This is a genomic window from Brachybacterium sp. Z12 (genome assembly GCF_014400405.1).
In the GTDB taxonomy this organism is placed as follows: Bacteria; Actinomycetota; Actinomycetes; order Actinomycetales; family Dermabacteraceae; genus Brachybacterium.
Window position 1 is genome coordinate 1,298,468 of record NZ_CP060496.1, and the last position, 12,937, is coordinate 1,311,404.

Sequence of the window (12,937 nt, forward strand, 5' to 3'; positions counted from 1 at the left end):
GAGGGGGCTCTGCGAAGAGCCGAGGAAGTGCGCACGACGAGCCGACATCGGAGGCCCCGAAGGCATCGTGAGGCCTGGGAGGGCCGTGGGACCCCGGGGGCGCTCAGCACCACGCGCACCTTCCCCGTGTGCGTCCTGCTAGTTATCCCGGGGTCCCACGGAGGGAAACTTAGCGCCTGCGGACCGGGCGGGTCAAAGAAGGGACGGGGACCGGATGTGGACAACCCGTCTTCTGCTGTGGACAGACCGTCCACCACGGTGGGGCAGCTGTGGAGGGACGATCGATCCTGCCGGTCACAGCGTCCTGACCGGCCACTCTGCAGTGCACAGATGTGGATGAACTTTTCTTGCCGATCAGACGTGCCAGGCTGTGACCCATGAGTGATCTCGTCCTCCATGAGCACGTCGCTGGCCCTCGCGGGGAGCGTGTGCTCGTCCGCCGCAGCGCGCGCCGCCGTCGCACGGTGTCCATCACGCGCCGCGAGGGCGACCTCGTGATCTCCATCCCGGCCACGTTCAGCGCCCGCCGGGAGAAGCAGTGGGTGACGAAGATGGTCGACCAGCTGGTCGCCAAGGAGGCCCGGAGCACGCCCGCACGGCGCAGCGACACCTCCCTGCTCGAGATGGCGAGGGAGGTCAGTGAGGCCTATCTCGCAGGCAGGGCGCAGCCGTCCTCCGTGACGTGGTCCACGCGGCAGAACCAGCGCTGGGGCTCATGCACCCCGTCGGACGGCACCATCCGTCTCTCCCACCAGCTGCAGGGGATGCCGGACTATGTGGTGCGCTCGGTGATGATGCACGAGCTGGTGCATCTGCTGGTGCCGGGGCACGGCCCGGAGTTCAAGGCGCTGATGGCGAAATACCCGCAGGCCGAGAAGGCTCAGGGGTTCCTCGACGGCGTCTCCTGGGCGAAGAGCCTCCCGCCGGGGGACGACGACGTGGTCGGTCAGGAGGAGCCGGTGGGGGAGCCGTCGCTCCAGCGCGCGAGATAGGGCGCCAGCGCCTCGAGAGTGGCTGCCAGGTCCTCGACAGTCCCCTCCGGCAGTGCGGAGGTGCTGCGGGCAGGGCCGTCGCCCTGCTGGGGCCACGGCACCCAGCGCACCTCAGCGGACTCCGCGCTCACCGTGAGCGGCAGCTCTGCAGCGGGTGCCGGGGCCCGGAACAGGTACTGCACGTCCCAGTGCTCGCTGCACGTCCCGAAGGCCGCATCGAGCCCATGGCGATGCAGCACCGCGGGGCCGGGCCCCACCGTCTCGAGGCCGTCGAGACCGATCTCCTCGGATACCTCCCGGCGGGCCGCGAGCTCGAGGTTCGTCTCGCCCTCCTCGAGGTGACCGCCCGGCTGCACCCAGAAACGGCCCTTGCGGTGCCAGACCAGCGCCACATGATCGCCCGGCGCATCGACCACGATCGCGCTCGCCGTGAGGTGGCGCGGCCCGCCGTCGCGGTACAGCGCACGAGGGTTCAGCTTCAGCAGCTCGCGGTACTCGCCGACCAGGCCGGGCGCGGAGACCGCGGACCGGGCCAGATCGAGCTCGGCGAAGGCAGGGGACAGGTCCGACGCCGCCCGCCCGGAGCGATCAGCGCCCATCGCCGCCATCGGAGTCGCCGCCATCGGGGGAACCCTCGCCATCCCCGCCATGTTCGCCCGCGTCACCGTCCGTGCCGTCGGGCGCCGCAGGCCTCCCTGCTCGTCCTCCCGCGGAGCCTGCTCCTGACCGTCACCGGCGAGCAGCTTCTCCAGCTCGGCGTCGAAATCATCGGGCAGGGAGACTTCCGCGAGCCCTTCGGCCTCCTCTCCGGAGGTCGCCGGCTGCGGTGCCTGCGGACGGCCGGAGAGCACCTCCGCCGTCGGCAGCAGGTCCGGATGCTCCCACTTCGCCTCGCGGCCGCTCTCGCCCTCGGTGGCCAGAACGCTCTCCCACCAGGAGAGGGCCTCGCGCACACGGCGGGGACGCAGCTCGATGCCGACCGTCTGCGACAGCATCTGCTCGGCGGGACCACCCGAGGCGCGACGGCGTCGCAGCACCTCGCGCATGGCCTCCAGGTCAGGCAGCTTCCCCTCCAGGGCCTTGGTCGTCACGTGATCCACCCAGGCCTCGATCAGAGCCAGCGTGGTCGCGAGCTCCTCGAGGGCACGCTCCTGCGAGGCACGGCGGGTGAAGACGAACATGTCCTCGGGGCGCCTGGCCTGCATCGCCTCCGGGTCGGAGAGGTCGAGATCCCGCACCATCTCGTCCAGCGCGTCGAGGTCCAGGGTGATCCCGCGGGAGTAGTCCTCGATCGCGGAGAACAGCGCCTTGCCCAGCCACGGGGCGGCGGTGAACAGCGCCGTGTGCGCGATCTCGCGGGCCGCCAGGAAGATCCGTGCCGCGCCCGGATCCAGTGAATGGCCGGAGATCAGGTCATCGACGTTCGCAGCGACCATCGCGGGTTCCGCGTCCCGCCCCAGCGGCAGGCCCAGATCCGTGGTGCCCGATGCTTCACGGGCCAGGGAGCCGATGGCCTGCCCGAACTGGACCCCGAACATCGTCCCGCCCATGCGCTCCATCATCGCGGCGGGATCGCCGCCGGGCATCTCCATGCCCGCGCCCATCTCGCCCATCTGGCCCAGCTGCGCCGCGATCGCTTCACCGATCGCACCGGACATGTACTTCGCGACCGGCTCGACGATCGGCTTCCAGCGCGGCAGGGTGCGGTGCAGCCAGGTGCCGCGGCTGTAGACGCCGAGCTCGGTCGCAGGCACGTCGATCGCGATGACGGGATCCAGCCAGAGCCGGGCCACCTGTGCGGCCTGGCGCAGCTCGGCGACCGAGGAATCGGTGGGTGAGGGGTCACCGGGCGTCCCGATGGGCGCCTTCGACCCGGGGATCCCTGTCTGCCCGGCGGCGGTGCGCCGGGCGATGTCCTCGGCCATCTGCCAGTTCACGGGGTCATCGCCCTGGGAAGCGAACATGTGCTGCATCTGGGCGGCGGCCGCCCGCAGCTGGGCCGGGTCCTGCGGCAGGTTGGCCTGCTGCGCCAGCGCCGACAGATCCAGTCCGTCCAGCGCCCCCTCGGGAAGGGCGTCCCCGAAGGTCTCTTTCAGGAAGCGCTTGAGCGCCTCTTCGTCCATGTCTCCGGGTCCACCCGGGATCGGGGCGTCGTTCATGGCCACCTCCAGCAGCGTGTGGGACGGGACCAGCGTACCGATCGACGCATGGGGACGTGCTGCGAGGCACGCACACAGGTTCTCGGGCGCTGAGGGCGGGTGGGGCACAATGTCGGAGTGACAGAAGAGCCCACTCGTCCCTCCCGCGCCCGCAGGGCACGGACGCTCATCGCTCGATCCATCGATGATGCGCAGCTCGCCCGCCCCGGGCTGGCCCTGGGCTCGCTGGTGCTGCTGTGCGTGATGATCCTCGGCGGTTCGCTGCTCCCCGTGCCCTATGTCATCGAACGGCCCGGTCCGGCGATCGACGTGCTCGGCGAGTACGAGGACGAGGAGATCCTGGTCATCGACGGTGCCGAGACCCATCCGACCGATGGCGCGCTGATGATGACCACCGTCTCCGTCGACGGAGGGCCCGGGTACCGGGTGACTCCGGTGGAGGTGGTCGCCGCCTGGTTCGACCGCTCGAAGATGGTGCTCCCGCGTGAGGCGGTCTTCCCGGAGGCCAGACCCGGGAGCAGACCGCCCTGGACAACGTCGCGGCGATGAGCACCTCCCAGCAGGGTGCGGTCGCCGTGGCCCTGGACGAGCTCGAGGTCGAGTACGAGCCGGTGGTGATGATCGCCGGGGTCCAGGAGGGCGCGCCGGCCGAAGGCACCCTCGAGGGCGGGGACGTGATCGTCTCCGTCGCAGGGGAGACGGCCACCGATGTCGAAGGCTTCCGCGAGCTGATCCGGGCCACTCCCGAGGGGGAGGACGTCCAGATGACGGTGCGCCGCGAGGGCACCGAGACGGACCTCGAGGTCCCCGCCGAGATGGCGGACGGCGCACCGCGGATGGGCGTCGTGCTCGCCGCGGGCTACGAGTTCCCGATGGACGTCGAGATTGCGGTGGGGAACATCGGCGGCCCCAGCGCGGGCATGATCTTCTCCCTGTCCGTCTACGACCAGCTCACCCCGGAGCCCTGACCGGCGGGCACCGGATCGCCGGCACCGGCACCATCGCGATCGACGGCACCGTCGGCCCGATCGGAGGGGTGCGCCAGAAGATGGTCGGCGCCGTCGAATCGGACGCCGAGTTCTTCCTGGCTCCGAGCGCCAACTGCGACCAGGTCGTCGGCCATGAGCCCGACGGGCTCGACGTCGTCGCCGTCGCAGACTTCGAGCAGGCGCTCACCGCGACCGAGACCATTGCCGAGACCGGCAGCGCCGAAGGCCTGCCCACCTGTGAGGACGTGACCGAACGATGAGCAAGAGAAACCGCCGCCGCACACCGCCGAAGCCGACTGTGGTCTTCGACTACGGCGGTGTGCTGAGCGCTGGGCACGATCCGGTGCCGGACGTCCATGAGCTGCTCGGCGGCGATGCATCGGCGCTCGAGGTCGCGCTGTGGCGCGAGAGGGACGCCTACGACCGAGGCGCCACCACCCAGGCCGAGTACTGGGGCGCCGTGGCGGAGTCCGTCGGCGTCCAGGAGCTCTCCGAGGAGGAGATCGCCGAGCTCCAGAAAGCCGACAACCGGTACTTCCTGAAGCTGGATCCGCGCTCTCGGGAGCTGATCCATGACCTCGCCCGCAACGGGGTGCGACTGGTGCTGCTGTCCAATGCGTCGGAGGCCTTCGGGGAGGCGGTGCGCCGCGCCGACTGGTTCGAGGCGTTCACCTTCGCCGTGATCTCCGGCGAGGAGCGGGCGGTGAAGCCGGAGCCGGAGATCTACGAGGTGCTGCTCGAGGTCCTGTCCCACGAGACCGGGGAGTGTCCATCCCCTCGGCGGTGATCTTCTTCGACGACCGCGAGGACAACATCGAGGCGGCCCGGGCGCTCGGCATCGACGCCCACCACTGGCCCCGCAACGGCGAGAGCGCCGATTCGGATCAGGTCGAGCACGGAGCGAGCATCGCACGCCGGGTGCTCGCAGAGCGGGGAGTCCCACTCGACTGACCATCGGTGCGCGGCGCGCCAGCGGGTACAGTCGGACAGTGCGACGTCCCTTGCGCGGCGCCCTTCAAGGCGCGCCGAGGACAGCCCCCCGACCATCTTCTCCGAACAGGAACACGAGTTGGCTGAATTCATCTACACCATGTACAAGGCCCGGAAGGCCGTGGGCGAGAAGGTCATCCTCGATGACGTCTCCATGAGCTTCTACCCGGGTGCGAAGATCGGCATGGTCGGCCCCAACGGTGCCGGCAAGTCGACCATCCTCAAGATCATGGCAGGGCTCGACCAGCCCTCCAACGGCGAGGCTCGCCTCAGCCCCGGCTACAGCGTCGGCATCCTGCTCCAGGAGCCGCCGCTGGACGAGTCCAAGACCGTCCTGGAGAATGTCCAGGAGGGCATGGGCGAGCTCTTCCAGAAGGTGCAGCGCTTCAACGCCATCGGCGAGGAGATGGCTGAGCCGGACGCCGACTTCGACGCGCTGATGGAGGAGATGGGCAAGCTCCAGACCGACATCGACGCAGCCAATGGCTGGGACCTCGACTCCCAGCTCGAACAGGCGATGGACGCCCTGCGCTGCCCGCCCGGCGACGAGCCCGTCACCCACCTCTCCGGTGGTGAGCGCCGTCGCGTGGCGCTGTGCAAGCTGCTGCTGGAGAAGCCGGACCTGCTGCTGCTGGACGAGCCCACCAACCACCTCGACGCCGAGAGCGTGCTCTGGCTCGAACAGCACCTCAAGCAGTACGAGGGCGCCGTCATCGCCGTCACCCACGACCGGTACTTCCTGGACCACGTGGCCCAGTGGATCGCCGAGGTCGACCGCGGCCACCTGTACCCCTACGAGGGCAACTACTCCACCTACCTGGAGAAGAAGGCGGAGCGTCTCAACGTCCAGGGCAAGAAGGACGCCAAGCTCTCCAAGCGACTCAAGGAGGAGCTGGAGTGGGTCCGCTCGAGCGCGAAGGGCCGCCAGGCGAAGTCCAAGGCTCGTCTGGCCCGCTATGAGGAGATGGCCACGGAAGCCGAGCGCACTCGCAAGCTCGACTTCGAGGAGATCACCATCCCGCCGGGCCCGCGCGGCTGGGCAACCAGGTCATCGACGCCAAGAACCTGAAGAAGGGCTTCGGCGAGCGCATCCTCATCGACGGCCTCTCCTTCACCCTGCCGCCCAACGGCATCGTGGGCGTCATCGGCCCCAACGGCGTCGGCAAGACCACGCTGTTCAAGACGATGGTGGGTCTGGAGCCGGTGGACGAGGGCGAGCTGAAGGTCGGCAAGTCCGTGCAGATCAGCTACGTCGATCAGAACCGCGAGAACATCGACCCGGAGAAGAACCTCTGGGAGGTCGTCTCCGACGGCTTGGATTACATCCAGGTCGGCAAGGTCGAGATCCCCTCTCGCGCCTACGTCAGCCAGTTCGGCTTCAAGGGCCCGGACCAGCAGAAGAAGGCCGGGATCCTCTCCGGTGGTGAGCGCAACCGCCTGAACCTGGCGCTGACCCTCAAGCAGGGCGGCAACGTGCTCCTGCTCGATGAGCCCACCAACGACCTGGACGTCCAGACCCTCGGCTCGCTCGAGAACGCCCTGCTGGAGTTCCCCGGCTGCGTCGTGGTCGTCTCCCACGACCGCTGGTTCCTGGACCGGGTCGCGACCCACATCCTGGCCTACGAGGGCACCGAGGAGAACCCGGCGAACTGGTACTGGTTCGAGGGCAACTTCGAGTCGTACCAGGCGAACAAGGTCGAGCGCCTGGGTGAGGACGCCGCGCGTCCCCACCGCGTGACCTACCGTCGCCTCACCCGCGACTGACCGGGACCACCGACGCCGCCCCGTTCGCTGATGCGAGCGGGGCGGCGTCGTGCTGTGCATGAGAACCCCGCTCAGCCCGGGGTGTCAGCTGTGCTCGACCCCGGTCATCGCCGGATCCAGGTTCGCGACCACGTGGGGTGAGGGTGTGCCGGACTCGTTGCCGGGCGCCATCTCCCGGGTGACGAAGAGACGCTGAGGGCTCTGCGTGCCGGTGAACTCGATGGTGCCGTCAGCGGAGAGGTCGAGCACGCCGAGGCTGCTGTGCACGCCGTCGGTCTCGCCCCACAGCTCGAGGACCTCGCCCTTCCAGCCCCGCACCCCCTCGGCTCGCAGTGCGACGCCGTCGTCCGCGATCACGGCCTGCCAGGTGCCGTTGTCGCTGATCCCCGGAATCAGCAGGGCCCCGGACGTCATGGTGTGATCCGCCCAGGTGCCGGCGAAATCCTCGGAATCCCCGAGCTGGCGGTGGGCGTCGAACAGCAGCGCGCCGAGCACCAGAGCTGCGATGACCGCCACGGCCGCGACGGTGCGGGAGAACCACGGCACCCCCGCTGCTGCCGCTTCACACGCCGCTTCTCCCGTCGGCGCTCGCGGCGGGAGCGCAGCTTCTCGTCCGTCGCCCTGAAGGCGAATGCGGGGACCGGGCGTCATCGGGTGCGCTGGGCGGCGGAGAGGCCTCGGAGCTCGGAGTCATCGGGGAACCGGCCGACGGCGCGGCGGCGCTGCTGTGGAATCCTCCTGCCACTGCGGGCGGGCCCACCATCCTGCGCTGGGAGTCCGTCCCGAGCACCGGGGTGGCGTAGTCGCCGCGGTAAGCAGTCTCGGCGTCGCCGGACGCTGGGGGCCGTAGTGGCGCGGGAGCTGCGGCGGGACCTGCCCCGTACCCCTCGAGCACTGAGGCGCGGAGGTCGCGGGAGGGAGGTACTGCGGTCAGCAGGGTCAGGCGGGCGGCTGCCTCGATCGCGTGGCGGTGGATGCCCGCCGTCTCCGGCAGGCGGGTCAGCTCGCGCAGGCGCAGCCTCTCGCCGACATCAGCCAGGGCAAGGGCGTCGAGGGCGGCCAGCGCCCTCGTCTCCACGTCCTCCGGACCCCCGAAGGGGACCAGGTGATCGAGCACCTGCGAGAGCAGGACCGCGTTCTGCTGACGGATCAGGCCGGTGTAGGAGAACCGTCCCTGTGCCGCGGATTCGACCAGTGCGCGCTGCGCCGCCGGAAGTTCGAGCAGCATCCGCAGCACGTCGACCTCGCGCCGATCCCGGGTGCGGTCGTTGACGAGATCGGGCGCGACCAGGGAGCGCACGTCCCCGCTCGGATCCGTGGCCACCGCCGCTCGACGGGCGCGGTCCAGGACGGCCGCCTCCCCGGGCAGGCCGCTGGCGGCCAGGTCGGCCGCATCTCGAAGACACGAACGGAGCACGAGCACGGTGAGCTTCTCCGCTCGCGCCGAGGAGCCCGTGACGTGGACGGCGAGCCCATGGATCCGGGGGCCGAGCACATCCACCAGCGCGGCAGCGGCGCGCTGATCCGCCGAAGCGGTGCGTCGCAGCAGGGTTCGGACGGGATCGAGACGCTCCCCGAGATCGACCGTGTCCTCCGGGATGGCAGGCATCTCCCCGGTCCGTGCGTCGCTCCCCATCGGGCGCCTCCGTGCATTCAGCTCTCATCGTGGGCACCGTCCCCGCGGTGCCGCACCATTGTCGCAGGCAGCAGCGCGGAACGCGGAGGAACCGCACGGACCACCCGGATCCAGCTGCTCCCGACCGTGCAGAAACATCTTGCAAGAAGCTCTCGTCCAAGGTTTCGCGCCCACGCCGACAATGCGGGGAGAGCCGATACTCGCTGTTCGCGGTGAAGAAGTCGTGCCGAAGGTGCTTGCTCAGCTGGTGCAAGAAACACGCAAGATCTTGTGTTCGAATCGGGTACCGTCGGGCCATGAAACCGATCTCCACGATCACTGTCTCCTCCGACCTCCCCGGAGTCCTCCAGCCCCTGCGTGACCTCGCGCTGAACCTGCGCTGGACCTGGCGTCGACAGACCGTCGACCTGTTCCGTTCCCTCGACCCGCAGGCGTTCGCCGACAGCGGGGAGAACCCCTTCGCGATGCTGTCCCGCGTTCCCGCGGGTCGCCTCGCCGAGGCCGCACGCGACGAGTCCTTCCTCGCGCAGATGCGCTCCGAGGTGGGGGACCTGCATACCTATCTGGAGTCCGGCCGCTGGTTCCAGCGCACCGTCCCCGGGGCCCAGAGCAGCGGCAGCGGCTCTTCGATCGCCTATTTCTCGATGGAGTTCGGGGTCACCCCCACCCTGCCGATCTACTCCGGTGGTCTGGGCATCCTCGCCGGTGACCACCTGAAGTCCGCCTCGGACCTGGGGGTGCCGCTGGTGGGGATCGGCCTGCTGTACCAGTGGGGCTACTTCTCCCAGTCGCTCGATCGCAGCGGCTGGCAGCAGGAGAACTATCGCCATAACGATCCCGAGGAGCTCCCCGTCGAGCCCGTTCTCGCTGCCGATGGTGAGCAGCTGACCGTCTCGGTGACGCTGCCCGGCGGCCGCGAGGTCACCATCGCGGTGTGGAACGCCCAGGTGGGACGCGTTCCGCTGCTGCTGCTCGACACCAATGTCGAGGGCAACGACGAGGCCGCCCGCCAGATCACCGACCGTCTCTACGGCGGCGACCATGAGCACCGCATCGTCCAGGAGATCGTGCTGGGCATCGGCGGTGTCCGCGCCGTCGAGGCGTACTCCGAGGTCACCGGGGCTCCCTCGCCGACCGTGTTCCACCTCAACGAGGGCCACGCGGGCTTCTCGGGCCTCGAGCGGGTGGGCCGCAGGATCGCAGCCGGTGCAGGCTTCTCCGAGGCCGTCGCCGAGGTGCGCGCGGGCACCGTGTTCACCACCCACACCCCCGTCCCCGCGGGCATCGATCGTTTCGATGCCTCCCAGCTGCGCGGCTACCTCGACGCCGATCAGTCCGGCCTGTCCCGGCTGATCCCGTCGCTGCCTGTCGAGGCCGCGCTCGCGCTCGGCATCGAGGAGGGCGGGGACATCTTCAACATGGCCCAGCTCGGCTTCCGCATCGCCCAGCGCTCCAACGGGGTCGCGAAGCTCCACGGCGCTGTCTCGCGAGGCATGTTCCAGGACCTCTACCCGGGCTTCGACGTGCCCGAGGTGCCGATCGGCTCGGTCACCAACGGCGTGCACCGCCGCACCTGGACCTCCGCCCACATGGACGACCTGTACAAGAAGGCGCTCGGGGACGTCGACATCTCCTCGCTCAGCGACTGGAGCGCGCTGTCGACCCTGACCGATCACGAGCTCACCGTGACCCGTGACGCGCTGCGCGCCGACCTGGTGGAGATGGCCCGCGATCACGTCAAGCAGTCGTGGCTGCGTCGCGGCGCCGATGAGGCCGAGCTCGCGTGGACCGACCACATCCTCGACCCGGCCGCGCTGACCATCGGCTTCGCCCGCCGCGTCTCGACGTACAAGCGCCTGACGCTGATGCTCTCCGATCCTGAGCGGTTCAAGAAGATCCTGCTGGACGAGGACCGCCCGGTCCAGATCGTGGTGGCCGGCAAATCGCACCCCGCCGACCTTCCCGGCAAGGAGTTCCTCCAGCAGCTGGTGCAGTTCGCCGACGACCACGGGGTGCGACACCGCATCGCGTTCCTGCCCGACTACGACATCCGCATGGCCTCCGTGCTGATCGCGGGCTCGGATGTGTGGCTGAACAACCCGATCCGTCCCGAGGAGGCGTCCGGAACCTCCGGGATGAAGGCTGTCCTCAACGGCGGCCTCACCTTCTCCGTCTCCGACGGCTGGTGGGACGAGATGAAGGACGATGACGCGGGATGGACCATCCCCACCGCGCAGGTCGGGGACCAGGCCGAGCGCAACCGGATCGAGGCGGAGGCTCTCTACGAGATCCTCGAGCAGTCGATCATCCCGCTGTTCTACGAACGCGATGCCCGTGGCATGCAGCGCGGCTGGATGACCAAGGTCCGCTCCTCGCTGGTGACCGTGGCCCCGCAGATCACCGCCGCCCGCATGGTCCGCGATTACGTCACCGACCTGTACCTGCCCGCCGCGGGCGCAGCCGCCGCCTTCGCAGCGGATCCTGCGCTGGCCGGAGAGTTCACCTCCTGGAAGGCGGGGGTGCAGGAGGCATGGTCAGGCATCGTCGTCAGCGGTGTGACCCTCGAGGGCACCCGGGGACCACCGTCTCCACCGGCGCTGAGGTCACCTTGACCGCGGACGTCCAGCTGGGCGCTCTGCGCGACACGGATGTGCTGATCGAGGCCGTCCTGGGCGAGATCGGTGCAGGGGTGAGATCATCGAGCCTCAGCTGATCCCGCTGCAGCGTGGGGACGACGGCCGCTGGGCCGCTCGCTTCGCGCTCGCCGCTCCCGGCGAGGTGGGCTTCACCGTGCGGGTCACCCCGCAGCATCCGGTGCTCGCCTCCCGCGCCGAGCTCGGGCTGGTCACCACCGCCTGAGCGGCCCCGCCGCACCCTGTTTGAAAGGTCCGACCCCGTGCCGACCCGCCGCCAGCTCCTGCTCACCACTGCTGCGATGGGAATGGCCGGGGTCGGAGCCCTCTCCGGCTGCTCGCGGGACCGGCCCGTCGAGCTCGAGGACGGCGACAAGCTCCGGATGAGGGTGTGGAGTGAAGCGGCGGCTGCGGCCTACGAGGATTCCCTCGCGGACTTCACCTCGTCCACCGGCGTGGAGGTCGAGCTCGAGGTGCTCGGCTGGGACGACTACTGGGCCCAGCTCCCGCTGGACGTCGCGTCGGAGAGCCTGCCCGACGTGCTGTGGATGAACACCGCGAACCTCGCGCAGGCGCACGCCAGCGGCCAGCTGCTCGAGGTCGGCGAGATCGTCGAGGACCTCGCCTCTCAGTGGGAGGCCGTGGCCACCGACCTCTACCGGCTCGAGGACGGGCTGTGGGGCGTCCCCCAGATCTGGGAGCAGAGCATCCTGGCCGCGCATGAGGGCCTGGTCGCCGCCGCAGAAGGCGACGCGACCGCGCTGACCTTCGACCCCGAGGCGCCGTCGGATCCGCTGCGGGACCTCGCCCGGGCGCTCACCGTCGACGGCGAAGGGCTCCATCCGGGGAGGAGGGGTTCGACGCCTCGGCGAGAGCGACGTTCGGGTTCAGCGCGCATCCCGATCGCACCGCGGTGCTGGGGCCGTTCATCGCCGCCCAGGGAGGCAGCTGGCAGGGCGAGGAAGGGGAGATGACCTTCGCCTCCGCGGAGGGGATCGCTGCTGTGCAGTACCTCGCCGACCTCGCCGCCGACCATCTCGCCCCGTCCGGGGACGAGACCGTCGGCGATCCCGGGCTGTGCCGGAACCTGTTCCTGCAGGGCAAGCTCGGCCTCCTCCAGACCGGCACCTACGATCTGCATACCCTGGCCGAGGAGATCGGCGAGGACTTCGAATGGGGTATCCATCCCGTCGTCGCCGGCCCCGAAGGGACGCATCCGCTCGTCCACGGGATCGCAGCGGTGGGGGTCGAGCCGCGGGACGACGACCGGGCCGCGGCAGTCGCAGAACTGCTGCGCTGGCTCGGCGATGCGGACGGCCAGCGCTCCTTGGCCGAGAACCGACTGGGCATCCCCGCGCACCGAGAGCTGCACGAGACCTGGGTCGACAGCTGGTCGGAGGCGGGTGTGGACGTCTCGGCGATCGGGGTCCCCGAGGCCGCGGCACGCCCTGAGACGGGGGACCGCTCGGCGATCGCCACCGCCACGGCGGTGCAGGTCATCGCCGGTATCTTCCGCGGGGACGCCACGGCTGAAGAGGCACTGCCCGAGGCGCAGCAGGAGGCGCGCGCCGCGATGGGCTGAGGCACCGCGCCGGGCAGGCGGTACGAGGGCCGGGCGAAGTGCTGTCTATACTCGGCCGTGGACACGGGGTGCGTCGTCCGACGCTGAGATCACACCCGTGGAACCTGATCTAGTTCGTACTAGCGAAGGGATGTCCTCAGTGGCTCCGTCGTACCCTGCCCGAATTCCCCGTGTGCTGTCGATCGCCGGCAC

At 69.8% G+C, this 12,937-nt stretch carries 11 protein-coding genes, 2 pseudogenes and 1 riboswitch; of the genes and pseudogenes, 10 read left to right on the plus strand and 3 right to left on the minus strand.

What is annotated here, in order from left to right; genetic code table 11:
* Positions 1–377: 377 nt before the first annotated feature.
* Entirely contained in the window at positions 378–992 is a 615-nt protein-coding gene (locus H3H54_RS06900; protein WP_262426029.1) for a M48 family metallopeptidase, read from the plus strand.
* Here H3H54_RS06900 and H3H54_RS06905 read toward each other — a convergent pair.
* The gene (locus H3H54_RS06905; RefSeq protein ID WP_262426030.1) at positions 947–3,151 is read right to left on the minus strand and encodes a zinc-dependent metalloprotease; all 2,205 of its coding nucleotides are present in this window, start codon (positions 3,149–3,151) and stop codon (positions 947–949) included. The two genes, H3H54_RS06900 and H3H54_RS06905, sit on opposite strands and share 46 nt — an antisense overlap.
* A 117-nt stretch (positions 3,152–3,268) precedes the next feature.
* Between H3H54_RS06905 and H3H54_RS06910 the strand changes: the two genes are divergently transcribed.
* The 6 genes and pseudogenes from H3H54_RS06910 (at position 3,269) to ettA (ending at position 6,894) form a co-directional block, all read left to right on the plus strand.
* Positions 3,269–3,700 carry a hypothetical protein gene (locus H3H54_RS06910; RefSeq protein ID WP_262426031.1) on the plus strand — a complete coding sequence of 144 codons (432 nt, stop codon included), beginning with the start codon at positions 3,269–3,271 and terminating at the stop codon, positions 3,698–3,700.
* Complete coding sequence (locus tag H3H54_RS06915) at positions 3,697–4,119, plus strand: PDZ domain-containing protein (protein ID WP_262426032.1); 423 nt, start codon at positions 3,697–3,699, stop codon at positions 4,117–4,119. Before H3H54_RS06910 ends, H3H54_RS06915 begins: the two co-directional genes overlap by 4 nt.
* Positions 4,120–4,187: 68 nt before the next feature.
* Entirely contained in the window at positions 4,188–4,400 is a 213-nt protein-coding gene (locus H3H54_RS06920) for a hypothetical protein (RefSeq protein WP_262426033.1), read from the plus strand.
* A complete protein-coding gene (locus tag H3H54_RS06925; protein WP_262426034.1) occupies positions 4,397–4,927 on the plus strand; it encodes an HAD family hydrolase in 531 nt (176 codons plus the stop codon). Before H3H54_RS06920 ends, H3H54_RS06925 begins: the two co-directional genes overlap by 4 nt.
* Positions 4,906–5,091 (plus strand): hypothetical protein, encoded by a 186-nt coding sequence (locus H3H54_RS06930; RefSeq protein ID WP_262426035.1) that lies wholly within the window; start codon positions 4,906–4,908, stop codon positions 5,089–5,091. Before H3H54_RS06925 ends, H3H54_RS06930 begins: the two co-directional genes overlap by 22 nt.
* Positions 5,092–5,209: 118 nt before the next feature.
* Positions 5,210–6,894, plus strand: a pseudogene (gene ettA / locus H3H54_RS06935) (energy-dependent translational throttle protein EttA).
* 84 nt (positions 6,895–6,978) lie between these two features.
* Here the strand turns inward: ettA and H3H54_RS06940 are convergent.
* Complete coding sequence (locus tag H3H54_RS06940) at positions 6,979–7,440, minus strand: hypothetical protein (RefSeq protein ID WP_262426036.1); 462 nt, start codon at positions 7,438–7,440, stop codon at positions 6,979–6,981.
* Between the two features lie 16 nt (positions 7,441–7,456).
* Positions 7,457–8,503: a hypothetical protein gene (locus H3H54_RS06945; RefSeq protein ID WP_262426037.1), complete on the minus strand. Its 1,047-nt coding sequence runs from the start codon at positions 8,501–8,503 to the stop codon at positions 7,457–7,459.
* Positions 8,504–8,826: 323 nt separating this feature from the next.
* Between H3H54_RS06945 and glgP the strand changes: the two are divergent.
* The 3 genes and pseudogenes from glgP (at position 8,827) to H3H54_RS06960 (ending at position 12,745) form a co-directional block, all read left to right on the plus strand.
* Positions 8,827–11,389, plus strand: a pseudogene (gene glgP / locus H3H54_RS06950) (alpha-glucan family phosphorylase).
* Positions 11,390–11,426: 37 nt separating this feature from the next.
* Positions 11,427–12,137: an ABC transporter substrate-binding protein gene (locus tag H3H54_RS06955; RefSeq protein WP_262426039.1), complete on the plus strand. Its 711-nt coding sequence runs from the start codon at positions 11,427–11,429 to the stop codon at positions 12,135–12,137.
* Positions 12,134–12,745, plus strand: coding sequence for a hypothetical protein (locus H3H54_RS06960; protein WP_262426040.1), 612 nt, complete (start codon positions 12,134–12,136; stop codon positions 12,743–12,745). Before H3H54_RS06955 ends, H3H54_RS06960 begins: the two co-directional genes overlap by 4 nt.
* A 54-nt stretch (positions 12,746–12,799) precedes the next feature.
* A riboswitch (TPP riboswitch) is annotated at positions 12,800–12,893 on the plus strand.
* Positions 12,894–12,937: the final 44 nt, after the last annotated feature.

Coding starts and splice junctions, on each gene's coding strand:
- H3H54_RS06925 (WP_262426034.1), top strand. CDS start 4,397: ATGAGCAAGAGAAACCGCCGCCGCACACCGCCGAAGCCGACTGTGGTC.
- H3H54_RS06915 (WP_262426032.1), top strand. CDS start 3,697: ATGAGCACCTCCCAGCAGGGTGCGGTCGCCGTGGCCCTGGACGAGCTC.
- H3H54_RS06905 (WP_262426030.1), bottom strand. CDS start 3,151: ATGAACGACGCCCCGATCCCGGGTGGACCCGGAGACATGGACGAAGAG.
- H3H54_RS06945 (WP_262426037.1), bottom strand. CDS start 8,503: ATGCCTGCCATCCCGGAGGACACGGTCGATCTCGGGGAGCGTCTCGAT.
- H3H54_RS06900 (WP_262426029.1), top strand. CDS start 378: ATGAGTGATCTCGTCCTCCATGAGCACGTCGCTGGCCCTCGCGGGGAG.
- H3H54_RS06960 (WP_262426040.1), top strand. CDS start 12,134: ATGACCTTCGCCTCCGCGGAGGGGATCGCTGCTGTGCAGTACCTCGCC.